Here is a 24,811-nt window from a genome sequence, read left to right as displayed (position 1 = left end):
GCTTAATGGCTAAAAATTTATCCTTATTTTTGTGTCCTCAATCATTTAGGATCATCTAAACAGGTAATCACTTGAAAAAAATCGCCATCCTAGCCTCCGGAAATGGCAGCAATGCCGAGGAGATCATCAAACACTTCAATGGCTCCGACTTGGCCCAAGTAATTTGCATCGCCTCTAATAAGAAAGATGCTTATGTATTGGAAAGGGCAAAAAACCATAATATTCCATGTTTTTCATTTACCAAATCCGAAATGGAAGCAGGAATCTTGGAAAAGACCTTTGAGGAAATGGAAGTGGATTTTGTGGTTCTAGCAGGATTCCTGTTAAAAATCCCCGATGGACTTATCCATAATTTCCCTGATAGCATGATCAATATTCATCCTGCCTTGCTCCCCAAACATGGAGGTAAAGGCATGTATGGCATGCGCGTCCATGAGGCAGTAAAGGAAAATGGCGACAAAGAAACTGGGATTACCATCCACTTTGTCAATGAAAAATATGACGATGGCCGGGTCATCTTCCAGAAAGCAGTTGCTGTGGAAGAATCAGATAGCCCAGAGGACATTGCCAACAAAGTACACGCATTAGAATACAAATATTTCCCAAAAGTAATCGAAAGTCTGCTTTAATCGGCTGATTTTCCTACCTTTGCAGTTTAAAAATAATTACGCAAACCTATTTCATACAATCCTTTCAAAAATGGCTGTTAAGAAAATTCAATCTGCCCTTATTTCTGTCTTTTATAAAGACAATCTTGAACCTATCATCGCCCTTCTAAAAGAGCAGGGAGTAAAAATATACTCTACTGGCGGTACACAAAAGTTCATTGAGGAGCAAGGTGCAGAAGTAACTGCTGTAGAAGATCTTACTGGATATCCTTCCATCTTTGGAGGTAGGGTAAAGACCTTACACCCAAAAGTATTTGGTGGAATCCTTCACAGAAGAGAAGATCAGGGAGACCTTTCCCAAGCCCAGGAATTCAAAATTCCAGAAATTGACTTGGTGATTGTGGACCTTTATCCTTTTGAGGAAACTGTAGCTTCTGGAGCTCCTGAGCAGGACATCATCGAGAAAATCGATATTGGAGGTATTTCCTTGATCAGAGCAGCAGCCAAGAACTTCAAGGATGTAACCATCATCGCTTCCCGTGACCAGTACGGTGAATTGGAGGAAAGATTGAAAAAGAATGAAGGTGGCACTACTATTGAAGACAGAAGATACTTTGCCGCTCAGGCCTTCCAAGTGTCCTCTAACTATGACACACATATCTTCAATTATTTCAACCAAACTGAAGAAATCCCTGCTTTGAAAATCAGTGAAACTACTGCCAAAGCATTGAGATACGGTGAAAACCCTCACCAAAAAGCCCATTTCTATGGCAAGCTTGAAGACCTTTTCGAGCAATTGAACGGAAAAGAACTTTCTTATAATAACTTGGTAGACATTGATGCAGCAGTTGCATTGATGGCTGAGTTTGACGGAGAAACTGCTTTTGCTATCCTTAAGCATAATAATGCTTGTGGTGTGGCCAAAGGAGCTTCCGTAAAAGAAGCCTACCTTAAGGCATTTGAAGCAGATACCCTTTCTGCATTTGGCGGTGTATTGATCACCAACCAAACTGTGGACAAAGCAGCTGCTGAAGAAATGCACAGCTTATTCTTCGAAGTATTGATCGCCCCTGCATTTGATGAAGATGCTTTGGAAGTATTGAAAGGTAAGAAAAACAGGATCCTTCTACTTCAGAAAACCAAAGTAGGTGGTACTAAGCAAATCAAGACCTTGTTGAACGGTATCATTGAGCAAGACAAGGATTTGTTCATGGAAACCAAAGAAGACTTCAAAGTGGCAACCAAATTAGCCCCAACTGAAGAACAAAAAGACGCATTGGTATTTGCTGCCAAAGTTTGTAAGCACACCAAATCCAATACCATCGTATTGAGCAACCAAGATCAATTGTTCGCCAGTGGTGTTGGCCAGACTTCAAGGGTAGATGCTTTGAAGCAAGCCATCGAAAAGGCCAAGTCATTTGGTTTTGAATTGAAAGGTTCGGTAATGGCTTCCGATGCATTCTTCCCATTCCCTGACTGTGTGGAAATCGCCTCAAAAGAAGGTGTAGCAGCAGTAGTTCAACCAGGAGGATCTATCAAAGACCAAGACAGTATCGACTTCTGCGACCAAGCTGGAATGGCCATGGTAATGACAGGAGTAAGACACTTCAAACACTAATTAGAAAATCAATTCTGATATATAATAGAACTCCCCAGCTGAAAGGTCGGGGAGTTTTTTATTTCATTTGTTGCTGTTGTTGCTGTTCAGGATTTGTAATCCTGAACAATAAATAAAGAGGATTTGAAATCCTCAACATTTAGATTCGGGATTGCAAATCTCGAATAGCCAAATTATCCGAATACCAAAAATTTTCGGCTAGTCTTAGTTATTCAAATATGATCTCCTTAATTTAAACTAGTTTATATTTTTCAACTAATATTTTTTTAGATATGGCTTTTATGTATAAAATCAGAGATCAATATGGAATTTACTTTCTAACATTTACTGTCAAGCAGTGGGTAGATGTCTTTTCGCGCAAAGTCTATACAAACCTTCTTATTGAGAGTATAAAACATTGTCAAAAACATAAGGGATTATTGGTTTATGCCTATGTCATCATGACCAACCATTGCCACCTAATAATCGGAAGTAAAAAAGACCCTTTAAGTGATATTATCAGGGATTTGAAAAAATACACGGCCAAAAGCATTATCAAAGCCATTGAAGAAAACCCTCATGAAAGCAGAAAAAACTGGTTATTATGGCTGCTGAAAAAGGAAGATGGTATTTGGTTCTGGAAAGAGGGATATCATGGAGAAGAACTCACTTCTCAGTATTTCATTGATACTAAAATCCGCTACATCCACCAAAACCCTGTAAAAGCAGGGATTGTTGAGAAAGAAGAAGAATATCTACTCAGTAGCTGTGGCGAGTTCTATGGAGTCAGAAAATGCCCCATAGAACTCGCTCCATTATAGTTTAACTGTCTGCTGTTCTGCTGTTCAGGATTTGCAATCCTGAACTAGAAATAAGGAGGATTTGAAATCCTCTTCACCTAGATTCGGGATTGCAAATCCCGAATAGCCATTATAGTTTCGAAAAGATAGCGCCAAAAGGACAATTTGGACTGCTTTTTGCTTAATCAGCCCGAGCCAAGCACGGAAAATCAAATAATCACCTAAAAAAGCATATTCCTACATAGAAAATGTCTTTTATTGCAAAGCAGTTTTCTTTCTCATTGCAAGTGATTTAAAAAAAAATTGTGCTCGATATTATAAATCCAAATTAAGGTAATAATTTTGTTGTCCCTCGTTTTATTTAAGCGTTGTTAATGCTAACTTTAAACGATCAACTCAAACGTAATTTATTAAGAAAAGACCAGGATGGGATTATTCGACTTTTTCTCAAGTGATATAGCTATAGATTTAGGTACAGCCAATACCCTTATTATACATAAAGAAAAGATCGTGGTGGACGAACCCTCGATCATTGCTATCGACAAATCCAGCAACAGGATTTTGGCGGTAGGTCGTGAAGCGATGAACATGCATGAAAAAACGCATGAAAACATCAAAACGATCCGTCCTTTAAAAGACGGAGTGATTGCGGATTTCTACGCAGCAGAACAAATGATCAGGGGATTGATCAAAATGATTCCTGGACATAAAAAAGGCATGTTTCCACAGTCACACCGAATGGTAATCTGTATTCCTTCTGGCATTACTGAAGTAGAGAAAAGAGCCGTTAGGGATTCTGCAGAGCATGCTGGCGCCAAGGAAGTGTACATGGTTTACGAACCAATCGCCGCGGCAATCGGTATCGGTATAGACATAGAAAAGCCTATGGGTTCCATGATTGTTGATATCGGGGGTGGCACCACAGAAATTGCCTTGATAGCCCTTTCAGGTATAGTTGCTGACCAGTCCATCAGAGTCGCCGGTGACACCTTCACCAAGGACATCTTGGACTATATGAGAAGGCAGCATAACCTACTTATTGGTGAAAGGTCTGCTGAAAAGGTGAAAATTGCCATTGGTTCTGCCTTAACGGAATTGGATGATGCTCCTGAAGATTATGAAATCAGAGGCCGTGATTTAATGACTGGTATTCCAAAAGTCATCAAAGTATCCTATTCTGAGATTGCCTTTGCCCTTGACAAGTCTGTTTCCAAAATTGAAGAGGCAGTTTTAAAGGCATTGGAGATCGCTCCTCCTGAACTTTCCGCAGACATTTATGACAATGGCATCCACCTTACTGGAGGTGGTGCATTGCTAAAGGGGCTGGACAAAAGACTTCACCAGAAGACCAAACTCCCTATTCATATCGCCGAAGATCCTTTGAGAGCGGTAGTAAGAGGAACAGGTACCGCCCTGAAAAATATAAATAGTTTCAGAACCGTGCTGATGACTTGATGATTGAATGCAACGCATATTATTATTCCTATATAGTATAAGGGCCTTTTTGCTATTCATCATCTTGGAGACAATAGCAATCTGGCTGATCGTAAGTTATAATTCACCACAAGGGGCTGTTTTCTTTAACAGCTCCAATAGTTTTACCGGAAGCTTTCTTAATGCAAAAGATGGTTTCACTTCCTATTTCTCCTTAGGAAGCACCAATGAGGACCTAGCGGCAAAAAACGCGGAATTAATGGCCAAACTGGCCAGCTACACCCCAGAAAAGGACAGTGTCACTTTTACGCTGGACAGTGTGCTTAGTTCCAATTATGAATTTAGATCCGCAAAGGTCATTAATAATTCCATCAACTTGCAAACCAACCAAATCACCTTGAATAAAGGGGCCAAGGACGGAATCAAAGCAGGCATGGGAGTCTTTAACGGAGAAGGGATTGTAGGTAGGGTAAAAGGTGTTTCCAAAAATTTCGCATCAGTAATATCACTTTTGCACACTGACCTATTGATTTCCTCTAAAATCAAAACCAAAAATGAGATTGGATCCACCCAGTGGGATGGAAAAAATCCACAATTGGCCAAATTGAAATACGTTCCAAGACACGTGGATGTTAGCAAAGGCGATACAGTGGTAACTTCGGGTTATAACGCTGTATTCCCCGAGGGACTTTTAGTAGGGACTATTGAAGAGGTCAATAAGGGAACTGAAACCAATTATTTGGACATTACCATTAAGTTGGCGACCAACTTCAATAAACTAACTTATGTATATCTGGTAGAAAACAATATGGAGGCCGAACTGGATTCACTCCAAGAAATTTCCACAAGCATCAATGAACAGTAAAACCATATTTACATCCATTATAGGACTTGCCCTATATTTTTTGATACAAATTCTGGTATTAAAAAACCTGGTGCTTTTTGGCATGGCTTTTTGCTTTCTTTACGTTATATATTTGCTACTGCTACCAATTGAAATCAAAACTATACCTATGATGCTCTTGGCATTCATTTTGGGTTTTGGTATTGACATATTCTACGATAGCATGGGACTTCATACGGGCAGTGCAGTTATGATGGCCTTTTTGAGAAGGCCCTGGATTCAATTAATCACTCCGACAGGCGGATACGACTCCAACACACCGCCTAATCTGTTGAACATGGGAATGGGATGGTATCTTACTTATTCACTACCACTTATATTAGTGCACCATCTTACATTCTTCTTCATTGACAATATCGGTACTAACTTGTATATTCCAATGATATATAAGACCTTGTCCAGTACTGTATTTACCTTTATAATAGGTGTTATTGTTCAAGTCTTGTTTTATAAAAAAAGTAGAAGCATTTAAATGAATGAGAACAGACACAGTGTCATCACTGTGGTCATTATTATTGTAGGCCTAGTTTTACTCACTAAGCTTTTTGTCATCCAAGTATTGGATGATAGTTTCCTGCGACGTGCTGAAAGAAATGCGGTGCAAAGAATAGTTGACTATCCCTATAGAGGATTAGTTTACGACCGTCATGGGGAATTGCTGGTTTATAATAATCCTGTTTTTGACCTCATGGTCATCCCAAAAGAGTTCAGCATCAAGGACACTTCTAAATTCTGTAAGTTGTTCCAAATCGAAAAAGATCAACTTATAGAGCGCTATCAAAAAGCTAGGAAATACTCCTACGTTAAGCCTTCTCCTCTGATAAAACAAATCTCCAACACAGAGTTTGCCAAAATCCAGGATTACCTTATAGATTACCCAGGCTTGTTTATTATGACCAGATCCGTCAGGGCTTACCCAGATTCTGTTGGAGCCAGTGCATTGGGATATATTGCTGAAATCCAACCCAAACAATTAGAGCGTGATTCTGCCAATTACTATAACCAAGGTGATTATATAGGCCATTCCGGAATTGAATCTTATTATGAAGGAATTTTAAGAGGAAAAAAAGGAGCGAAATATAAGATGGTCAATGTAAGAGGAGTGGACAAAGGCTCCTTTAAAAACGGACAATTGGATACAGCTTCCATTCCTGGCTATAACCTTCAATCTACCATAGACCTGGAATTGCAAAAGTATGGTGAAAAGCTAATGGAAGGTAAAAAAGGTTCAGTTGTGGCTATTGAACCCAAAACTGGGGAAATACTTTCCATCATTTCCGCACCAGTCTACAATCCAAATTTGTTGGCAGGGGCCGCTTATGGAAAAAACTATGGCAAATTACTTAATGACTACACAAGACCTTTGTTTAACAGGCCTATCATGGCCATGTACCCTCCAGGATCTATCTTCAAAATTGTTCAATCTCTTATCGGACTGCAATGGGGCATCATTACTCCAAATACAACTTTTGCCTGTAACAAAGCCTTGGTTGCATGTCATAATCATCCCAGCCCAGTAAGTTTATTTGGAGCCATTAGAAACTCCTGTAACCCCTATTATTATCAGGCTTACCGATTGATGATCAATCAAGATGTCTCTTCCAATACGTTTACGGACACCCAAATTGGATTGGACAAATGGCATGATGCAGTTGAAAAATTTGGGCTTGGAAACCGATTGGGCGTTGATTTACCATCTGAAAAAAGCGGCAGTATTCCCTCAAGCTTGTTGTATGACAGAATGTATGGCAAGAACAGATGGAAATACTCTACCATATATTCCCTATCCATTGGCCAAGGAGAGATGTTGGTTACTCCCATCCAGATGGCCAACCTTGCTGCTATCTTTGCCAATAAAGGATATTACTACACTCCCCATTTGATTAAATCTGTAGATGGAGACCCTGGAAAAATACCTGAAGAATACCAAATCAAGCATGAAGTTGGAGTGTCTCCGCATCATTTTGACATGGTTCAGGATGCCATGGCTGAAGCGCTTTATGGAACAGCCATGCGAGCAATCATTAGTGACATCACCATAGCCGGTAAAACCGGTACGGCCCAAAACCCGCACGGGGAGGACCACTCGGTATTCGTTGCATTTGCACCTAAGGAGAATCCACAAATTGCGATTGCCGTCTATGTAGAAAATGCAGGCTGGGGTGGTCGAGCGGCAGCCAGCACAGCTAGCCTGATGATAGAAAAATATTTAAGAGGACATATAGAAAGACCGAACCTAGAAAATTATGTCTTGGTCGGCGATTTTGGAGACTAAAGTGAGACAAGACGATTTATATATCAACAAAATTGATTGGCTAACCATATTAATTTATTTAGCCCTGGTGATGATTGGCTGGATCAATATCTATGCTGCTGTTTACGATGAACAAGCGGCTAAAAGCATATTTGATTTTAGTATCAATTCAGGTAAACAACTGGTATGGATAGGCACAGCTGTTCTCTTGATTACCATTATCATGGTGGCCGACTATCGGCTTTTTGACAACCTAAGTTTGATATTATTCGGTTTTTTCCTACTCATTCTATTGCTCACGCCATTTATAGGAAAAGAAATCAACGGGCAAAGAGCTTGGTTTGAATTAGGACCTTTCCGACTACAACCTGGGGAATTTGCCAAATTCGCTACTGCATTGGCCTTGGCTAAATTCATAGAGAAACCTTCCTTTGACCTAAGCCTTCCCAAATATCAATTTCAGGCCCTTTTGATCATCCTATTACCTATCAGTTTGATCATGCTACAACCTGATACGGGAACAGCCATGGTGTATACTTCCTTTTTTATCATGCTATATAGAGAGGGAATGCCACAGAAATATTATGTCTTGGCACTGGTCTTTATTGCTATTTCTCTACTTTCACTAGCAGTGGAAAACAATATTTATATTGTAGCAGCTGTTTCTGGTATCACCATTTTGCTGATTTTATCAGGCAAAAAAACCTGGAAAAGAATCTTGACCTTTACGTTAATTGGTGCAGCTATTATTGCTTATAGTTATAGTTTGGACTTAGTAGTTTCCAAACTACCCAGTCACCAGCAGAATAGGATCATGGTACTTTTCAATCCAGACATTGATCCATTGGGTGTGGGTTGGAATGTAACCCAATCAAAAATTGCCATTGGATCTGGAGGTTTTTGGGGCAAAGGCTATCTAGAGGGGACTCAGACTAAATTTGACTTTGTGCCCGAACAGCATACAGACTTTATTTTCTGTACTTTGGGAGAGGAATTTGGCTGGATAGGAAGTCTCGTGGTAGTCTCTTTATTTGCTGCCTTATTGATACGTTTGGTATTCTTAGCCGAGCGGCAAAAGACCCGCTTTTCAAGGGTTTATGGTTACTGCGTAATCTCGATATTACTGTTCCACTTTTTCATTAATATCTCCATGACTATTGGCCTGTTTCCTGTAGTAGGAATCCCACTACCCTTCTTTAGCTATGGTGGTTCCTCTCTTTGGTCATTTACCATATTGCTATTTATATTCATCAAACTGGATTCCCACAGAATTCAATTATTGGGCAGAATGAATTAAAAAAAGCCGAAGAAAGTTCCTCGGCTTTTGCATGCTTCTCTTATTCGGGCTGGGTCAGCTGATATTTTTTATCATACTGTTCAACCTGCCTAATTCTCCACTCTGGGCCCTCTAAGAACAATGGGTGTGGCAATTGCACATCCCAAGTGCCCAGCTTTTTTAAAAGCCTTTTGGTAATATCAAGGTTTTCCAAGGCCACATCATTTTGCTCTGAAATATCTTTTTCAAGATCATACAGCATTGGCAATCGGTCTGGAACCCTGATCAATTTCCATTTCCCTTCACGTATGGCAGCACTGATGGTAAATCTCCATTTAATTTCCTCATGTACAACACCTTGCTTATCACCTTTGAGATAAGGCATCAGATTTACCCCATCAAATTTATCCTCATCTTTCAATTCACCCCCTGCCAAAGCGACAAAAGTAGGCGTCAAATCAAGAGATGAAACCTGCTCTTCAAATACCTCACCGGCAGGAAGCTGTCCAGGCCAGTTGATAATAAACGGCACCCTGATTCCACCTTCCATCAACATTCCCTTTTTACCATTATATGGGGCATTAACAGAAGCATTCGTTTCAGCCGGCCCACCGTTATCACTGATGAAAACAATCATGGTATTCTCCCTCAAACCGGCATCTTCTAAAGCCTCTACTATTCTTCCTACATTTATGTCCAGTCTATGGACCATAGCTGCATAGGTCCTTCTTTTCTCATCCTTAATATCCTTGTACAGTTCCAAATCAGCTTCAGTGGCCTGCATAGGAGTATGTGGAGCATTAAAGGAGGCATAAAGAAAGAAAGGTTCATCCTTATGTCGCTCGATAAAACCGACACATTCATCCCCTTTATCGTCCGTAATATAGGTAATTTCCTGAGGGGTCTTATAATTACATTCTATAGGGCTTTTATAGCCTTTTCCATTTGGCGCTGAGGTAAAATAGTCATGTCCTCCACCTCTATATCCCCAAAATTCGTCAAAGCCCCTATTCAAAGGATAAAATTGATCTTCATAGCCTAAATGCCACTTTCCTACAATGCCAGTGGTATAGCCCAAATCCACTAAACGGTCAGCTACCGTCTTTTGGTCTACAGGTAAGCCTAAATATTCAGGATCAAAGCCAGGTTGATTATTCGCCAAGTTATTGTCATATCCAAACTCCACCTGGTTTCTTCCCGTCAAAAGCCCCGCTCTTGATGGGCTGCATACAGCTGAAGAAACATATCCCCCAGGGAAAAACACTCCGGACTTAGCCAAGGCATCAATATGTGGAGTTTTAATCTGGGTGCTCCCCGTAAAACTTAAATCACCATAGCCAAGATCATCGGCGACAATCAATATATAATTGGGCTTTTCCGAGCCATTTCCATTTTGAGCCCTCAGGCTAAAAGTGCTCACCAAAAGTAGGAGCACCACGACTGTTAATCTTTTCATAAATTTTCCTTATCTCAAAATGGGCAAAGCATTTCATCCTGCCTTCCACCATTCTTCTATTATAAATTCATTTAGAGATTATCAGATCTGTTGGGTGTTATTTCTCATCAAACTTCCTATATATCAGGTGCAAAAACTCATGGACCTCTTCAGAGTTCTTGTCCCAACTCAATTCAGTCAAATATCTAGCGTTAATCAAATCAATGGCTTCCACGAAGCTATCACATTGATCTATGGATTTAAAGGCATGCCCCATCAGGTCTGGATTACCTTCAAATAATTTTTTGGTGAACATGAATCTTTGGTTGATAGCCACTCCATCTTCCAAGCTATCTATGGGGCCTTTTAAAAGTCCACTTTGTTCAGATTCAAACTTAGCCCAAGCCAAAGCAGGATCTATATTTCCTTCTGCAGAGCTCACGGACACTTCTTTCTCCTCAAAAACAGGAGCTTCCTCCCTTTCTTCCTCCTGTATTTTAGGTTCCTCTTCTTTTGTCTCTTTATCTTCAATCATTGCCTCATCAGGAATGTCTGCATCTTCCTCATTTACTTTTTCAAACACCTCGATACTAGGTAAGAGCTCCTCCCAATTAATCGGGAGGACTTGACTTAAACTTCCCAATAGTTCTTTGGCTGGTGTCAGCTCAGCTTTTAGCCTTTCATAGACTTTGCTCAATTCATTCTTAAAAGTATCGGAATTGGCCTGTCCTCCTCTTTCCAAAAGTTCACCCAGAAGTTTCCCATGCCATTTGATATACTTCTTACTGGCCTTAAGGTGGTCAGCAGGACTGTTAGAAGCCGCTTTTTCAATTTCTCCCCAAAAGTAAACCATGGGATCCAAGGCCAGCAAAACAGTGTCTATCACTGCCACCTCCATCATCGGTTCAAAATGACCACGTTCGATTTTTATTGCCCTTGAAAGAACATTCATAAACTCCTTAAGTGCTGAAGCCACTGCCATATCCCGGTAATCAAAAAAAGGATTGCTTTTCAGCTTTTCCAATTCTTCTTGCCACTTCTCAAAAAGGGTCTTAATGATCATGAAATTAACCTGAGAATTGGGTGTAAGCTGGATAATTTCCTGCCCAGACATGTACTTTTTAGTACCGAAATAATCAGAACATACCTTATCTGAAAAGGTCTGAGCATAGTTTTCTAAATAATTGAGGTTAATTTTATCGTTCATTAGTAAGGATTTTCTTATATGAAGTAGAAGAATGATGCCTAAAATAGTAATTGAAAACCTATACCACAAGGAGATTTACACAAAAGCACCTGATAACAAAGTTATCGAAATTATCCATGAAAATGCTATAGATTGGATGCATGCTTGCGGTAAAAAAGGACGTTGCACTACTTGCATGATGATTGTCACAGAAGGTCAGGAAAATCTATCAGACTTGACCGAGAGGGAAGAATATTTTCGAAAATTGGGCAGGCTAAAAGAAAACCAACGATTAACTTGCCAGACGAAGATAAATCAGGGCAGCATTCGCATCAAGGTGGATGAACGGTACAAATTCCCACATATGGATTATAGCGAATAATTCCCCTGTTATTCATACTTCAATCAAGCTAAATTGAGATAAAGATCAACTGAAAATGTTTATAGAGCCTTCCATAGGAAACAAGCACCCCAAAGATAAAACAGGTCACATAGAGGTTATTTGTGGCTCCATGTTCTCAGGAAAAACAGAAGAGTTGATCCGAAGGCTAAACCGGGCCCTAATTGCCAAGCAAAAAGTGGAAATCTTCAAACCAGCGATGGATACCCGATATCATGAAACCAAAGTGGTTTCCCATAATGAAAATGAAATCAGGTCTACTCCGGTCCAATTTGCAGACGACATCATGCTTTTAGCAGGGGATTGTGAAGTCGTAGGTATTGATGAAGCCCAATTTTTTGATGAAAATCTTACACAAGTGGTGAATAAACTGGCACTAGGAGGAAAAAGAATCATCCTTGCTGGTCTGGACATGGATTTTGAGGGAAAACCATTTGAACCTATGCCACAGCTTCTTGCTATAGCCGAATATGTTACTAAAGTACATGCCATCTGCATGAAATGTGGGGATTTGGCTTCTTACAGCTTTAGACTATCGGATGCTAAACAAAAAGTGGTGCTTGGAGAAAAAGAAAGCTATGAAGCAAGATGCAGGAAATGTTTTTATGAAGACAAAAAATAATCCCTCACCTCCCTTTGTCCATTAGGCCATGATAAAAAAAACCCAAGGCATCGTTATTCACTATATCAAGTACAAGGAGACTTCTATTATCGTTAAAATCTTCACTAGGGACCTGGGGCTGAAGAGTTATATAGTCAATGGTGTGCGCAGCCCTAAGTCTAAATCTAAAATGGCCTTTTACCAGCCTCTCACCTTATTGGACCTGGTAGTATATGACAAGGACAATGCTTCCCTCAATCGAATTTCGGAAGTAAAACTATCCATTCCCTTTCATAAAATCCCTTTTGATTATTATCGATCTGGTACAGCTATGTTTATTGCTGAAGTGCTAGGCAAATCCATATACGAAAACTATCATAATGAATATCTGTTTGACTTTATCTATCAAGCGATCGCTTTATTGGATCAAGAGGGAATCAATCTGGGCAATTACCCCATAGCCTTCTTATTGGAAACTTCGAGATTTTTGGGTTTCTCTCCCAACAATGCTACTGAATTCTTTGAACAGGTCCATCCTGACATCAACGACTCCTCATATGCTTTAGAGGAAAAGCGACACTTCAACCAGCTCTTACATGCGCCATTCAATAATGAAACTAGAATCCCAGCATCTATTCGCAGGAAATTATTGGATGACCTTTTAAAGTTCTACAGCATACACCTTGAGACCTTTTCAGAAGTCAAATCCTTGGAAGTCCTTAGAAACCTAATGTAAAGCCAATCATCCGCTAATGATAATTTCTTTTATGCTTTTGGAAAAGATCCCAGAAATTTCATTGCCATCAGAGTCTACCAGTACAACTTCGAGTTTATGTTTACCAACTGGAAGATCACTGATTTTAACCTGACCTAACTCCTTAACAATATATTCCTTGCCATCCACGCTGATTTTTATGGTCATTCCATCTTCTTCCAAATCTCCTCCTACCAAAATAAAGTCAACTAGTACAGCTTCATCTTTTTTGAACTCTTGGCCATTATGAGGCAAATTTAAGCCAATTACAGGGTCTTCATTTTCCGGGAAAGGATTCGATTCTCCCACCACGAAATCTCTATCTACGTAGTTACCATATTCCTTTAGGGCAAGACCTGTGTCATCTACCAGATAGGCCAGCACCTTATAGGTTCCCCTATCAAGCTTCTTTTTGAAAATTGGCATATTATATCCAATAGGATCATTGCCATTAATAATCATCTTTAGCTGAAATCCATTTATCCCATCTTCAAAAGGATAATTTTTGATATTGAATTCAAATGGCACTCGCCCCTCCTTAAACACCTCATTTTCTAAAGGACTGTAGAGTTCTAACATGGCATCAGGATAAGACGCTTCTTGGATCAAGTATTGGAATTTAATAGCCTTCTCCTCTACCACTAATTCTTCTTCAACAAGGGACTCTTGTTCAACTTTTTCGTTGGTTTTGGTCTCACATGAAAGCATGATAAATATCATTAAAAATATATAGGCAATTGGGCTGATTTTCTTCATATGTACAACTTTGGGTTTGCCTAAAGATATTTAAATTTCCCATAAAATATTTACCTTGCAACATAAATAAAATACGTCATGAGTGATATCCTATATAATGAAATCCCATCTCTGGACCTGGCTGATTTTACCACTGGCGATGCCAATACAAAAGCTGCCTTTGTAAAAAAACTGGGGGATGCCTATCAAAACATCGGTTTTGTGGCAATCAAAAACCATGGCCTTACTCAAGAACTACAAGACAAGCTCTATCAAAGTATAAAGAATTTTTTCATCCTAGATGACAGTGTGAAAAATCAGTATGAACGTCCTGAAATTGGATATCAACGAGGATACACTGGAAAAGGCAAGGAACATGCAAAGGGAAGAAATACAGGGGATTTAAAGGAATTTTACCATGTCGGACAAGATTTAAGCCATATCCCAGATAGTGATCCACTCAAAAAAGATTATCCACCCAATGTTTGGCCCACTGAAATCCCTGATTTTAAGGATGTGGCCTTAGAGGTATTTTCTACCATTGAAAATGCCGGTAAAGCCATGCTTAGGGCCATTGCTCTTCACTTGGAACTTTCTGAAGATTATTTCGAGTCCAAGGTATTGCATGGCAACTCTATACTTAGGCCAATTCATTATTTCCCTATTCAAAATCCAGAAGAAGTCCCTGCAGATGCTGTTAGGGCAGCGGAACATGGAGACATCAATCTAATCACTCTTTTGATGGGAGCCAGTGCCGATGGACTACAGGTGCTTAGAAAAGATGGAAAGTGGATCCCTATCACAGCTCTTCCTGAACAGCTAGTAGTTAATGTGGGAGATATGCTGGAAAGGCTGACCAATAAAAAATTGAAATCAACCATTCACCGAGTGGTCAATCCTCCTAGGGACAAAATGAACAGCAGTCGGTATTCCATTCCTTTTTTCATGCACCCAAGGTCCGATATGGACTTAACCTGTCTTGATTCCTGCGTGGATGAAGAAAACCCAAAAGCATTTGCTGATGCCACTGCTGGAGAATTTCTAGAAGAAAGGTTAAGAGAACTGGGCTTACGTAAATAGTTCTCGTGACCATAAGGAAAGTCAAATATTACCTCTACCTAAAGGATGTCATTACATTGTCAGTTACGGCATTTGGGGGACCTCAGGCCTTCTTGGCAATGGTCTTGGACATGATGGTTAAAAAACGCCGTTATATTTCAGAGGAAGATCTTTGGGAATTACACGCACTCTGCCAGGTCTTGCCAGGCCCTACTTCAACTCAAACCATCTCTGCTATAGGTTATAGGGTTGGGGGGCCTAATCTTGCCTATCTCTCCTTACTGGTATGGATACTTCCTGCTACCCTCATCATGACTTCTGCGGCCATCTTGGTGGATTTCCTGCAGACCCAAACTTCCGGTTCGCTCGATTTTGCAAAATTCATTCAGCCTATGGCGATCGGTTTTATCATTTATGCGGCCCAGAAAACCATAGGTAAAATGGTCAAAACTCCCGAAGCGACCGTTTTGATGATGCTCTCGGCTTTTGTGGCTTTCTTCTATAATTCCCCCTACGTATTCCCGGTAATGCTGGTAATCGGGGGAGTGTTCACCTCTTTGAAATTTCATAAGCAGCCAAAAATAGAGGAAAAACGTGGTATCAATGTAAAATGGGCCAACTTCTTACTTTGGGCAGGAGTACTGATTCTAGCGGCCACATTAGGGCACTTTACCCGAATTCTACCCATCAGGTTATTTGAGAACTTCTACCGTAATGGTAGCCTTATATTTGGAGGCGGGCAAGTCTTAGTCCCTTACCTTTACACAGAATTCGTGGAGTTCAAGGCCTACCTTACATCCGAGGAATTTCTAACGGGCTATGCCATCTCTCAAGGAGTCCCAGGCCCTACATTTAGCATTAGTTCTTATATAGGTGCTCTCTCCATGCGTAGTATGGGAATTACCGGCGCTATTACTGGTGGATTAATTGCTGCTGCAGGTATTTTTCTGCCGGGTACATTCCTGATATTCTTTGTGATTAAATTTTGGGATGAACTCAAAAAATACAGGCCTGTCAGAGCGGCTTTGGAAGGCATCAATGCTGTCAGTTGCGGGATGTTGATTGCAGCTGCCTACTTGCTTTTTGAACCTATGCCGGCCAATATATTCAATATATCAGCCATTGTAGGAACTTATCTTTTATTGCAATTCACCAAAATCCCTTCACCACTCATCATCCTGGGCGGCATTGTAATTGGCTTGGGCTACCAACTGCTGTCCAATAATTTCTTGGGCTAATTAGTTACTGAAACTTCAGATTCAATATCCACTTTCAGGAAAGCGCCGATTAGCGATACCAAAGCTGTAATCAGGAAAAAGATCAAGCTAAAAGCTACTGCAGCATTTTTATCTATCCCCATATAGCTATGACTAAAAATAAATACCAGCTCCCTTGCTCCTACTCCTCCAATGGTCAAAGGCAATACGGCAACAATCGAAGACAATAAAAACACAAACTGGTAATCCAATATCTGCTCATGTATCCCCAAAGCCAAAAGGATAAAGTAGGCACTTACGAGCTGGGAGCATTGCACCAATATAGAATACAAGGAGCTTATCAGCATCGATGATCTGAAGGACTTAAACCACCACCAGTAAACCACTCCAAAAATAGTTGGTGTTAATAGCAAACCTGCTCCTGCAAGCATATTCAAGTCCATTATCGGCAGATCTATCCCATCTTTTTGCAAGAAAAACCAAATTCCCAAAAGCAAAAACACTAAAGCTGCCAATCCACTTATCCTATCCAAAAGCACCGCTGCCAAAAGCTTTTTAACTGGCCCTTTGAAATATTTATTGAGCAAGTAAACCTTATATCCATCCCCACCTATTCCACCAGGAAGGAACAGATTATAAAACATCCCTTTCCAATATAATTTGAGATTGCTTGTTTCAGACAAATTCACCTCCAAATCCCTGAAATAAAAATTAAGACGCAAAGAAGAAATCACCTTTGAAAGTGTAAAAAATAAAACGGCCAATAAAAGATAGCCCAAGTTGATATCCTTCAACACTTGCCAAGTGGCTTGTGTATCAATCTTTCGAATTACCAGGTAAATCGCTACTCCCGTAAGGAGTACTTTTAGGAGTAGCTTGATGTTTTTCTTATTCACCTCGGAATTCCTCTTTTACTTTATATGTCTTTTTATCCTGGGATTCAAAATAAGTCCTTATTATAATCTCTGCAACAATCCCTGTTGTGATCAGTTGCAAACCTCCTAGAACCAAGATCAAGCCCACCAACAATATTGGCCTTCCCCAGATATCTTCACCCAGAATTTTAAGGGCCAATAAATATATATTGATGATCACTCCAATGAAAAAGGCTAAAAGCCCCATAGTACCGAAAAGGTGAATAGGTCGCTGAAGGTACTTTTGGAAGAAAAGCATCAAAATCAAATCAGCCATTACCTTAAAGGTCCTGTTCAAGCCATATTTTGAAGTACCGTGAATTCTTGGATGATGCTTAACATCCACTTCGGTCATCCTAGCCCCTTCCTGCTTCGCCAAAACAGGAATAAAACGATGCAATTCCCCATATAATCCCATGTCTTGGGCAATATGTGCCTTATATACCCTTAAACTGCAACCGTAATCTTTCAAATGTACCCCTGTAGTATTTCTAATCATCCAGTTGGCCATCTTACTAGGAATCTTCCTAAGTACAAAACCATCCTTTCTATTGGCCCTTACTCCTGCCACCACATCCCAATCCTCATCAATGGCCTTTTTTAGCATCATTGGAATATCTGAAGGGTCATTTTGCAAATCTCCATCCATGGTGGAAATATACTCCCCCTCAGCATGGTCTATTCCGGCAGCCAAGGCAGTAGTTTGTCCATAATTCTTATTAAAAATCAACACCCTGGTTCGCTCATTTGCATATTTCTTTGATTCGGCAACAGTTTTATCCGTAGACCCATCATCCACCAATATCAATTCGTAATCTATACTTTCCATAGAGCTATAGATTGCTTCCAAAAGGGGTTTAATATTCTCTTCTTCGTTAAAAACAGTAACGACTAGAGAGAGTTGTAATTTAGACATACCATATAAAATTTGGCCAAAATTAATCCTTTTTTGACCTCTCACCAAGAAGCCCTATCAAAACCTAACCTTTTGATAATGCTTTCTTGATTTTACACCCTAGCATTAGGCTTATTTTTGATACATAAAAAAGACATTTAGGCATTAACACCTTGGACAAAGCAAAAAATGTAACAGCCACTTAAAAAATCCATTTTTGTTAAACAACACCTTTCAAAACTAAGTTAACAGCACATCCCTAAAACTTAACAAGCCTAAAAAAGAAGATAATCAACTAATTATACACTAAAAAGGAAAGATCAATAATGTTCATTTTCCTGCTCTTCCACATGCTGCAGGTTCTTATATACTTCAATACTGAAGGTCCGCACAGTATCCCCTCTATATACCACATGGAAAGCCTCTTTCAATATTCTTTCCTCAAATCCATTGAGCAGCTCAGATCGGTCACCTGTTCCCCTTTGCAGATAAAGCCCGAAATAACCCTTCCTTTCAAATTGTTCAATTCCAGGCCAAAGATCAAATTGGTTTTTTCTTCTCCCCAGGTTGATCGTATATGTCTGAGGATTGCCACTCACATAAAAAGCCATTTCAGAAGCCAAGTGATAACTATCGCTAAATATAAAATACTTATTCAAAGCCAAAGAATCAATGAGAAAATCCACTCTTTGCCCCATCTCGGCGTATCCAGCCAATCTACCAAGTGGATCCTTTTCTGGCTTCAATACCTTCTTATAGCCAAAGGAATCCAATGAGGCCGGGTTCATAACTAAAATTATCATCAATCCCGATACAGCGGTAGAATAAAGGGCATATTTTCTCCAATAATCCTCAGCACTTGAAACTACATAAACCATGGCAATACTTAGATTAACATAGGCGAATACAGGCCAATTGACCTCTACCCTTTTCGAAATGGAAATCCCAAAAAATAAACACCAGACCAATACCGCTGGTAGTAAAATAAATATCATTTGCCTTTCCTTATACTTCAGCATCCTACGAAAGGACATCAATAAGAAGGGAATGAAAAACGCTGAAATAATGGCCATTTGACCTCCGGCATACTCAGAGATGTACTTCAGTGAAGCGGTCAGATCAAAGGGCTTACTTTCACCGACCACCCCTCCAAGAGCCCCCACATGTTTAAAGGTGACAAAATCGTTTTGAATATTCCATATTATTATCGGAATAAAAGAAAGTGAAAATACCAGACAAAAAATATAAAAACCCTTTTCCTTAAGCTGTTTGGCATCCACCAATAATAAATACAAAAGAATCAATGGGATTACCAAAACCATAGTGTTTTTAGAAAGCATTCCCATTGCACTTGCCATACCTGCATAAATCCAATAACTGGTCTTATGGGTTTCTGTAGCCATCCAAAGCCAATAAAAACTCAAGGCCCAAAAAAACAATAAAGAGGAATCCGTAGTATGAAAGAAGGAGGCCAAATGAAAAAAAGGCATTACCAGCAACATAATAGCGGCCCAGAATCCAACCCTTGAATCCTTAAACATCTTCTCGCCCAGTTCAAAAACCATCCAGGCCGTGCCAGCTGAAAATAAGACCGCACTTAAGCGCACGGCAACATTGGTATGTCCAAACAGACCTGTGAAAATAAAATTGTACACTGCCACCATCAATGGCTTAGAATAATAATTCCAGTCCAAATTCTGTGACCATAACCAATGTTGTGCCTCCTCAGAAAACAAACTTAAAGAAGTAGTGGCTGTAAATAGTATCTTGGCTATTGATACCACCGAAATGATCAAAATCAATAGAAATGAATAACGCTTCACCTAAAAATCCTTTAGCGGGTCTAAACAATATCACTTAACGCTTAAATACATATTTATCTATATGTATTACCTTTTGCTACATAAATATAGCTATTATTTTATAGTTTATCATCTGAAAATCAACACATTCCATCCACAACAATACTTTTTTTTAACAAAATTTTAAGTCCTGATATCACCACTTCTTTTTGAAAGATTGTAACTTCGCGACCGTAAAGGACCTAATCCAAATAGTACAATTCCTATTATTCTTACTAATGAATTTAATGTTAGATAATTTTTCCTCTTCTATTCAAAACCGAGCCTGGCCAATTATTACTTTATTCATTCTTTTGGTTGCTCCTTTTGCCTTACAATTCCACCTCCACTATCCAGACGAAATGTATTATACTGATGCAGCCATCAAGATGATGCAAAATGGAGATTATCTCACCACCTATTTGGGCAGTGGGGAATTAAGGTTTAAGAAGCCCATTTTCACCTATTGGACTGCTCTGGCAGGATTTAAAATATTTGGAATTTCAGCCTTTTCATCGAGAGTTTTCTTCTTGCTGAGTGGAGCTATCATAGTTCTTTTGGTCAATCGCATTGCCCAGTTGATCTTCAATCAAAAAAACATCAGCTATTTAGCCACGTGTATTGCTGCCAGTCATGGTTTGATCATTTTCAGCAGTACCAGATCCATCCCCGATATTTTACTGGCCCTATTTATGACATTATCAGTCTTAGGAGTGACTGGCCTGATTAAATATGGTAACGATGCTTCCAAAAAGTATTTATGGATGCTCTATCTGGGAATTGGACTGGCATTTGAGGTAAAAGGGCTTCCTGCTGCTGCTTTAGGAGGCATTGCCCTTATATATTTGCTGGTCAATCCTTGGCAAAGAATTTCCTGGAAAAAGCTGGCTCATATACCTTCGATTATTATCATGTTGATAATAGGCTTGTTTTGGTTTTGGGCCATGTATATCAAATTTGGACCTACCTACCTAAACTCCTTCATAGAGGATCAAGTAGGCATCCGTGTGGGGAGTAAACTCTTGCTTATTGCTACCAACTTCCTTTTGGCTGTAGTTCTTTATTTTCTGATGTTCTTCCCTTGGATAGCACCGGGGATAGCTTCCCTAAAAAAGATTCATCCAAAGGTTTCTGACATTAATAAATCCTTTTTTGGCTTTGTATTTATCTGGTGTATTTCCATGGTTTTAATGACCAGCATGGTTTCAGTATTTTATGAAAGATACCTCCTGCCCGTTCTCCCTGTAAGTGCTGTAGCTCTGGCTTGGCTGATAGCGCAAAACCCAATAGGATTGAAAAGCAAAGTAATAAAATGGACTTCTGGTATATTTCTGTTCCTCAACTTAATCGTCATCCTCACTGCCCTATACCTCAATTTAGGACTGGGAACGTTTACCTTTTTTACCGCTTTGGGAATATTAATTTCTATGGCACTACTAATTGCTCTTTATCTTGCATTTAAGAAATCTTGGCAACCAGCCACCGTTCTTACTACAGCTATTTTATTGATATTTTTTAGTCTATCTCTTTTCACCAAGGTCATTTCTTTACCTGATCAAGGAGTACAAGCCGCTGAGCATATCCAGAAAAAAAATATAACTAATGATAGTAAAATAGCCTTTATTGGCAACCTCCATACTGCCAGCAAGATTAGGATAGGTCTGGGAACGGATTATTCTTTGGTCAATCTACCAAAAGCTAATTACCAGGAAGCTTTGTCCAATTTTGATTTTCTCATTTGTGATGAAGAAACTAGGCAAAATTTAAATGATGCTGATTATAAAATAGAAGTGGTCTCTACCAATTGGAACGCGAAATATATTCCTGACATTCTTTTGTCAATCTTGGAAGGCACTCAGGATAATTGGAGGGAAAAGGGCACAAAAAAATTCTACTGGGCAGAAAGATTATAAAGCAAAAACAAAACCCGCTCACTTGAGCGGGTTTGTTGATGCATTATTTAAATTGTGGGTTATATTTTTATTGTCTAGCTAGCACTAGCTTTTCTTTGAACTTTTTGATCTGCCTTCTCAGACCCTCGATCGCTTCATCAGCAGCAGCTTCAAAAGAATCCTTCTGATGCTTTGCGAACAACTGCTTCCCAGGTACATTCAATTTAATTTCAACGATTTTGTTTTCGTTTTTCTCGTTCTTATCGAGCCTCATAAATACTTCGCCGTCAATAATCCTATCATAGAAAGTATCTAACTTATCCGCTTTTCTCTGGATAAAGTCTATCAACTTCTGATCTGCGTCGAAATGGATTGAATGCATTTGTAATTTCATAATTTTAACAGTTTAAAAGTTAAACTTTTATTTAAGCTTTAGGATGTGCTTGGTCAAACACAGCCTTCAGTTTTTCCATAGAGTTGTGAGTGTAAACTTGCGTAGCAGCTAAATTGGCATGTCCCAAAAGATCTTTAACCGCATTGAGGTCTGCTCCTTTATTGAGCAAATGGGTCGCAAATGTATGTCTCAGAAGGTGAGGACTACGCTTGGACGTCTGCGCAAAAAGGTCTAAATATTTCCTCACTATTCGGTAAATCTTCATTGGGTACGCTTGCTTTCTTGTATTTATAACGATAAAATAATCACTCTCGTTTACATTTGAAAATGTTTCTTTAAATACTTTCTTGTACGAAATAATATTCCTTACCAACTCATTTGTAAGAGGAATTATTCTTTGTTTCTTACGTTTACCCAACACCTTAACTGTCTGACCCTGAATATCAATGTCTTGCCATTTTATTGACAATAATTCGGACAACCTTACCCCTGTTAGATAAAGAAACTCCATTACCGCCTTATCTCGCTGACCCTCAAAACCTTCCTCATAAGATATTTCATTCAATACCTTTTCCATGGTATTTTCCTGAACAAATTCGGGCAATCTTTTCGGTGTTTTTAGTGCTTTAATTTTGTAGGTGGGATCTTTGGTCAACACGCCAGAGCGCAATAAAAATTTATAATAAGATCTCAGGGTGGCTATTTTCCTGTTGACGGTGGTAGCAGATAATGCTTGTTCTACCAAATCCACGATCCATGCTCGAATTTCAGCATGCTGTGCCTCTTCCAGTTTTTCCATCCCAAAGGACAGTTGTAAAAAATCCTTAAACTGTTCTAGATCCTTCTGGTAAGCCAAAACTGTATGAGAACTGGCCCGTTTCTCATGTTCAAGGTAGTTTATAAACGAAAAAAGCATATCAGCGTAATTTAATACGCTAATATGCTCATTTATTTTCTAGAATGGAAGTAATAAATTATCTCCCTTCTTCGTCCTGCATTCTTTGCTTGTAGGCGGCTTTAATTACCTCTGTTCTTCTTTTCACAGATGGTTTTTCGAAATGTTGACGAGATCTAAGTTCACGGATTGCTCCAGTTCTGTCAAACTTCTTTTTGAAACGCTTAAGCGCTTTTTCGATAGATTCGTTCTCTTTTACGTTTACTACGATCATAATTTTACACCCCCTTTCGTGCTGCAAATGTATAAAGATAGTTCGGTAAAACAAAACATTGTTTTAAATCAGCTTAATTCTTATCCAATAATTCGGAAATTTATTTCAGTATCTCTCTTGAGATAACCAGTTTTTGAATTTCTGAAGTGCCTTCGCCTATAGTACAAAGCTTCGCATCCCTATAATACTTTTCTACAGGATAATCCTTGGTAAAACCATATCCCCCAAATATCTGTACCGCCTCATTGGCCAACTCCACGGCTACCTCGGATGCGTAATACTTCGCTTTTGCACTGGCCAAGGTCACATATTCCCCTCTGTTCTTCAAATTCGCGGCCTTAAAGGTCAATAGTTTTGCTGCCTCTAATTTGGTGGCCATGTCTGCCAATTTAAATGAAATCCCTTGATAGGAGCTAATGGGCTTGTTAAACTGATGCCGCTCCTTTGAATACTGAATGGATGCTTCCAAGGCTCCTTCTGCTATCCCCAGTGAAAGTGCCGCAATGGAGATCCTTCCGCCATCCAATACCTTCATGGACTGTATAAACCCTTCTCCTTCTTCACCCAACATCTGGCTTTTGTGCACCTTGCAGTCTTGAAAAATCAGTTCTGCAGTTTCTGAGGTACGCATTCCCAGCTTGTCCTCCTTCCTACCTCCTTTAAATCCTGCCATACCTTTTTCCAAAATAAAGGCAGTCATTCCATGCGAATCACCCACATTTCCTGTACGGGCGATCACCACGGCCACATCCCCCGAGACTCCATGGGTTATGAAGTTCTTTGCCCCATTGATAATATAATAATCACCATCCTTTACAGCTGTTGTCTTCATATTGGCTGCATCGGAACCCGTATTGGGCTCAGTGAGCCCCCAAGCTCCTAGGTATTCGCAGGAGGCTAACTTAGGCAAATATTTTTCTTTTTGTTCATCGGTGCCAAAAAGCATTATATGTCCACAGCAAAGTGAATTATGGGCTGCCATGGACAATCCAATTCCCGGGTCCAGCTTAGCCAATTCCAAAATTGCAGTTACATACTCATCATAACTAAATCCGCTCCCTCCATACTTAGTAGGAATCAGTACTCCCATCAAGCCCAATTCACCTAGCTTTTTAAAAAGTGGCAAAGGAAATTGCTGTTCATCATCCCATTCTTTTCTAAAAGGGCTTATTTCCTTGGCACCAAAGTCCCTGATCATATGGGCAATCATGCTTTGATTTTCATTCACATCAAAATTCATCATGGCATCGTTAGTTCTTGGGTTATATTCTTTCTGGATGTTCTGGCAGGTAAACACCTGCCACATAAGCAACTCTACCTAAGATATTAACTTCCACGCAAATATTTAGTTTTCAAGGATTAAAAAGCCGTAAAAATTTCATGGCATATCTGATTACTTTATATTTGCCCAGACATCAAACAGAGCCCCTTAAAACCTATTTAAAA

The 24,811-nt window shown here is 39.6% G+C and carries 24 protein-coding genes; 14 read left to right on the top strand and 10 right to left on the bottom strand.

The features are described from left to right. Positions 1-71: 71 nt before the first annotated feature. From purN to rodA, 8 genes are all read left to right on the top strand, one after another. On the top strand, positions 72-629 hold the full coding sequence (gene purN / locus KMW37_RS17295; protein WP_215225911.1) for a phosphoribosylglycinamide formyltransferase: 558 nt from the start codon (positions 72-74) through the stop codon (positions 627-629). A 70-nt stretch (positions 630-699) separates the two neighbouring features. Continuing rightward, entirely contained in the window at positions 700-2,226 is a 1,527-nt protein-coding gene (gene purH / locus KMW37_RS17290) for a bifunctional phosphoribosylaminoimidazolecarboxamide formyltransferase/IMP cyclohydrolase (protein WP_215225910.1), read from the top strand. A gap of 281 nt (positions 2,227-2,507) precedes the next feature. After that, positions 2,508-3,026, top strand: coding sequence for an REP-associated tyrosine transposase (locus KMW37_RS17285; protein WP_246581548.1), 519 nt, complete (start codon positions 2,508-2,510; stop codon positions 3,024-3,026). A 405-nt stretch (positions 3,027-3,431) separates the two neighbouring features. Then, positions 3,432-4,460, top strand: a complete 1,029-nt coding sequence (locus tag KMW37_RS17280) for a rod shape-determining protein (RefSeq protein ID WP_186753510.1) — start codon at positions 3,432-3,434, stop codon at positions 4,458-4,460. A 7-nt stretch (positions 4,461-4,467) separates the two neighbouring features. Continuing rightward, a complete protein-coding gene (gene mreC, locus KMW37_RS17275) occupies positions 4,468-5,304 on the top strand; it encodes a rod shape-determining protein MreC (protein WP_215225908.1) in 837 nt (278 codons plus the stop codon). A gap of 148 nt (positions 5,305-5,452) precedes the next feature. Further along, on the top strand, positions 5,453-5,815 hold the full coding sequence (locus KMW37_RS17270) for a Rod shape-determining protein MreD (protein ID WP_317195585.1): 363 nt from the start codon (positions 5,453-5,455) through the stop codon (positions 5,813-5,815). Continuing rightward, the gene (mrdA, locus tag KMW37_RS17265) at positions 5,816-7,618 is read left to right on the top strand and encodes a penicillin-binding protein 2 (RefSeq protein WP_215225906.1); all 1,803 of its coding nucleotides are present in this window, start codon (positions 5,816-5,818) and stop codon (positions 7,616-7,618) included. Between the two features lies 1 nt (position 7,619). After that, the gene (gene rodA / locus KMW37_RS17260; RefSeq protein WP_215225968.1) at positions 7,620-8,894 is read left to right on the top strand and encodes a rod shape-determining protein RodA; all 1,275 of its coding nucleotides are present in this window, start codon (positions 7,620-7,622) and stop codon (positions 8,892-8,894) included. Positions 8,895-8,934: 40 nt separating this feature from the next. Here rodA and KMW37_RS17255 read toward each other — a convergent pair whose 3' ends face one another. Together KMW37_RS17255 and KMW37_RS17250 are read right to left on the bottom strand one after the other, a co-directional pair. After that, positions 8,935-10,329 carry a sulfatase gene (locus KMW37_RS17255; RefSeq protein WP_215225905.1) on the bottom strand — a complete coding sequence of 465 codons (1,395 nt, stop codon included), beginning with the start codon at positions 10,327-10,329 and terminating at the stop codon, positions 8,935-8,937. Positions 10,330-10,426: 97 nt separating this feature from the next. Continuing rightward, complete coding sequence (locus KMW37_RS17250; protein ID WP_215225904.1) at positions 10,427-11,515, bottom strand: hypothetical protein; 1,089 nt, start codon at positions 11,513-11,515, stop codon at positions 10,427-10,429. Positions 11,516-11,549: 34 nt separating this feature from the next. On the opposite strand from KMW37_RS17250, the gene KMW37_RS17245 reads away from it, so the two are divergent. The 3 genes from KMW37_RS17245 to recO are packed head-to-tail and all read left to right on the top strand — an operon-like array spanning position 11,550 to position 13,231. Further along, a complete protein-coding gene (locus KMW37_RS17245) occupies positions 11,550-11,876 on the top strand; it encodes a 2Fe-2S iron-sulfur cluster-binding protein (RefSeq protein ID WP_215225967.1) in 327 nt (108 codons plus the stop codon). A gap of 55 nt (positions 11,877-11,931) precedes the next feature. After that, on the top strand, positions 11,932-12,516 hold the full coding sequence (locus tag KMW37_RS17240) for a thymidine kinase (RefSeq protein WP_215225903.1): 585 nt from the start codon (positions 11,932-11,934) through the stop codon (positions 12,514-12,516). Positions 12,517-12,544: 28 nt separating this feature from the next. Beyond that, a complete protein-coding gene (recO, locus tag KMW37_RS17235) occupies positions 12,545-13,231 on the top strand; it encodes a DNA repair protein RecO (RefSeq protein WP_215225902.1) in 687 nt (228 codons plus the stop codon). Positions 13,232-13,237: 6 nt separating this feature from the next. On the opposite strand, the gene KMW37_RS17230 is transcribed toward recO, so the two are convergent. Beyond that, on the bottom strand, positions 13,238-14,005 hold the full coding sequence (locus KMW37_RS17230; RefSeq protein WP_246581546.1) for a hypothetical protein: 768 nt from the start codon (positions 14,003-14,005) through the stop codon (positions 13,238-13,240). Positions 14,006-14,083: 78 nt separating this feature from the next. On the opposite strand from KMW37_RS17230, the gene KMW37_RS17225 reads away from it, so the two are divergent. Both KMW37_RS17225 and chrA read left to right on the top strand, forming a co-directional pair. Then, entirely contained in the window at positions 14,084-15,064 is a 981-nt protein-coding gene (locus KMW37_RS17225) for an isopenicillin N synthase family dioxygenase (RefSeq protein WP_215225901.1), read from the top strand. A 5-nt stretch (positions 15,065-15,069) separates the two neighbouring features. Beyond that, positions 15,070-16,281 carry a chromate efflux transporter gene (gene chrA, locus KMW37_RS17220; protein ID WP_215225900.1) on the top strand — a complete coding sequence of 404 codons (1,212 nt, stop codon included), beginning with the start codon at positions 15,070-15,072 and terminating at the stop codon, positions 16,279-16,281. On the opposite strand, the gene KMW37_RS17215 is transcribed toward chrA, so the two are convergent. The 3 genes from KMW37_RS17215 to KMW37_RS17205 form a co-directional block, all read right to left on the bottom strand. After that, a complete protein-coding gene (locus KMW37_RS17215; protein ID WP_215225899.1) occupies positions 16,278-17,156 on the bottom strand; it encodes a lysylphosphatidylglycerol synthase transmembrane domain-containing protein in 879 nt (292 codons plus the stop codon). The genes chrA and KMW37_RS17215 overlap by 4 nt on opposite strands. Then, the gene (locus tag KMW37_RS17210; RefSeq protein ID WP_215225898.1) at positions 17,149-18,090 is read right to left on the bottom strand and encodes a glycosyltransferase family 2 protein; all 942 of its coding nucleotides are present in this window, start codon (positions 18,088-18,090) and stop codon (positions 17,149-17,151) included. Before KMW37_RS17210 ends, KMW37_RS17215 begins: the two co-directional genes overlap by 8 nt. Before the next feature lie 299 nt (positions 18,091-18,389). Beyond that, complete coding sequence (locus tag KMW37_RS17205; RefSeq protein ID WP_215225897.1) at positions 18,390-19,892, bottom strand: ArnT family glycosyltransferase; 1,503 nt, start codon at positions 19,890-19,892, stop codon at positions 18,390-18,392. A gap of 266 nt (positions 19,893-20,158) precedes the next feature. Here KMW37_RS17205 and KMW37_RS17200 point away from each other — a divergent pair, with 266 nt between their 5' ends. Next, entirely contained in the window at positions 20,159-21,823 is a 1,665-nt protein-coding gene (locus KMW37_RS17200; RefSeq protein WP_215225896.1) for an ArnT family glycosyltransferase, read from the top strand. A 67-nt stretch (positions 21,824-21,890) separates the two neighbouring features. Here the strand turns inward: KMW37_RS17200 and hpf are convergent, their stop codons facing one another. The 4 genes from hpf to KMW37_RS17180 form a co-directional block, all read right to left on the bottom strand. Next, positions 21,891-22,196 carry a ribosome hibernation-promoting factor, HPF/YfiA family gene (gene hpf, locus KMW37_RS17195; protein ID WP_186753479.1) on the bottom strand — a complete coding sequence of 102 codons (306 nt, stop codon included), beginning with the start codon at positions 22,194-22,196 and terminating at the stop codon, positions 21,891-21,893. A 31-nt stretch (positions 22,197-22,227) separates the two neighbouring features. After that, positions 22,228-23,112 (bottom strand): tyrosine-type recombinase/integrase, encoded by an 885-nt coding sequence (locus KMW37_RS17190; protein ID WP_215225895.1) that lies wholly within the window; start codon positions 23,110-23,112, stop codon positions 22,228-22,230. A 58-nt stretch (positions 23,113-23,170) separates the two neighbouring features. Further along, complete coding sequence (gene rpsU, locus KMW37_RS17185) at positions 23,171-23,365, bottom strand: 30S ribosomal protein S21 (RefSeq protein ID WP_215225894.1); 195 nt, start codon at positions 23,363-23,365, stop codon at positions 23,171-23,173. Positions 23,366-23,465: 100 nt separating this feature from the next. After that, complete coding sequence (locus tag KMW37_RS17180; protein ID WP_215225965.1) at positions 23,466-24,605, bottom strand: acyl-CoA dehydrogenase family protein; 1,140 nt, start codon at positions 24,603-24,605, stop codon at positions 23,466-23,468. Positions 24,606-24,811 lie beyond the last annotated feature (206 nt).

This window comes from Echinicola shivajiensis, assembly GCF_018642165.1.
Lineage (GTDB): Bacteria > Bacteroidota > Bacteroidia > Cytophagales > Cyclobacteriaceae > Echinicola > Echinicola shivajiensis.
Note: the sequence above shows the minus strand (reverse complement) of the source record. Positions and strands in the feature narration are given on the sequence as shown.

Excerpts from the sequence above, each read along its gene's own strand:
- purH (WP_215225910.1), top strand. The coding sequence starts at position 700 with ATGGCTGTTAAGAAAATTCAATCTGCCCTTATTTCTGTCTTTTATAAA.
- KMW37_RS17285 (WP_246581548.1), top strand. The coding sequence starts at position 2,508 with ATGTATAAAATCAGAGATCAATATGGAATTTACTTTCTAACATTTACT.
- KMW37_RS17280 (WP_186753510.1), top strand. The coding sequence starts at position 3,432 with ATGGGATTATTCGACTTTTTCTCAAGTGATATAGCTATAGATTTAGGT.
- mreC (WP_215225908.1), top strand. The coding sequence starts at position 4,468 with ATGCAACGCATATTATTATTCCTATATAGTATAAGGGCCTTTTTGCTA.
- KMW37_RS17270 (WP_317195585.1), top strand. The coding sequence starts at position 5,453 with ATGATGCTCTTGGCATTCATTTTGGGTTTTGGTATTGACATATTCTAC.
- mrdA (WP_215225906.1), top strand. The coding sequence starts at position 5,816 with ATGAATGAGAACAGACACAGTGTCATCACTGTGGTCATTATTATTGTA.
- KMW37_RS17255 (WP_215225905.1), bottom strand. The coding sequence starts at position 10,329 with ATGAAAAGATTAACAGTCGTGGTGCTCCTACTTTTGGTGAGCACTTTT.
- KMW37_RS17250 (WP_215225904.1), bottom strand. The coding sequence starts at position 11,515 with ATGAACGATAAAATTAACCTCAATTATTTAGAAAACTATGCTCAGACC.
- KMW37_RS17245 (WP_215225967.1), top strand. The coding sequence starts at position 11,550 with ATGCCTAAAATAGTAATTGAAAACCTATACCACAAGGAGATTTACACA.
- KMW37_RS17240 (WP_215225903.1), top strand. The coding sequence starts at position 11,932 with ATGTTTATAGAGCCTTCCATAGGAAACAAGCACCCCAAAGATAAAACA.
- recO (WP_215225902.1), top strand. The coding sequence starts at position 12,545 with ATGATAAAAAAAACCCAAGGCATCGTTATTCACTATATCAAGTACAAG.
- KMW37_RS17230 (WP_246581546.1), bottom strand. The coding sequence starts at position 14,005 with ATGAAGAAAATCAGCCCAATTGCCTATATATTTTTAATGATATTTATC.
- KMW37_RS17225 (WP_215225901.1), top strand. The coding sequence starts at position 14,084 with ATGAGTGATATCCTATATAATGAAATCCCATCTCTGGACCTGGCTGAT.
- KMW37_RS17210 (WP_215225898.1), bottom strand. The coding sequence starts at position 18,090 with ATGTCTAAATTACAACTCTCTCTAGTCGTTACTGTTTTTAACGAAGAA.
- KMW37_RS17200 (WP_215225896.1), top strand. The coding sequence starts at position 20,159 with ATGTTAGATAATTTTTCCTCTTCTATTCAAAACCGAGCCTGGCCAATT.
- hpf (WP_186753479.1), bottom strand. The coding sequence starts at position 22,196 with ATGAAATTACAAATGCATTCAATCCATTTCGACGCAGATCAGAAGTTG.
- KMW37_RS17190 (WP_215225895.1), bottom strand. The coding sequence starts at position 23,112 with ATGCTTTTTTCGTTTATAAACTACCTTGAACATGAGAAACGGGCCAGT.
- rpsU (WP_215225894.1), bottom strand. The coding sequence starts at position 23,365 with ATGATCGTAGTAAACGTAAAAGAGAACGAATCTATCGAAAAAGCGCTT.
- KMW37_RS17180 (WP_215225965.1), bottom strand. The coding sequence starts at position 24,605 with ATGAATTTTGATGTGAATGAAAATCAAAGCATGATTGCCCATATGATC.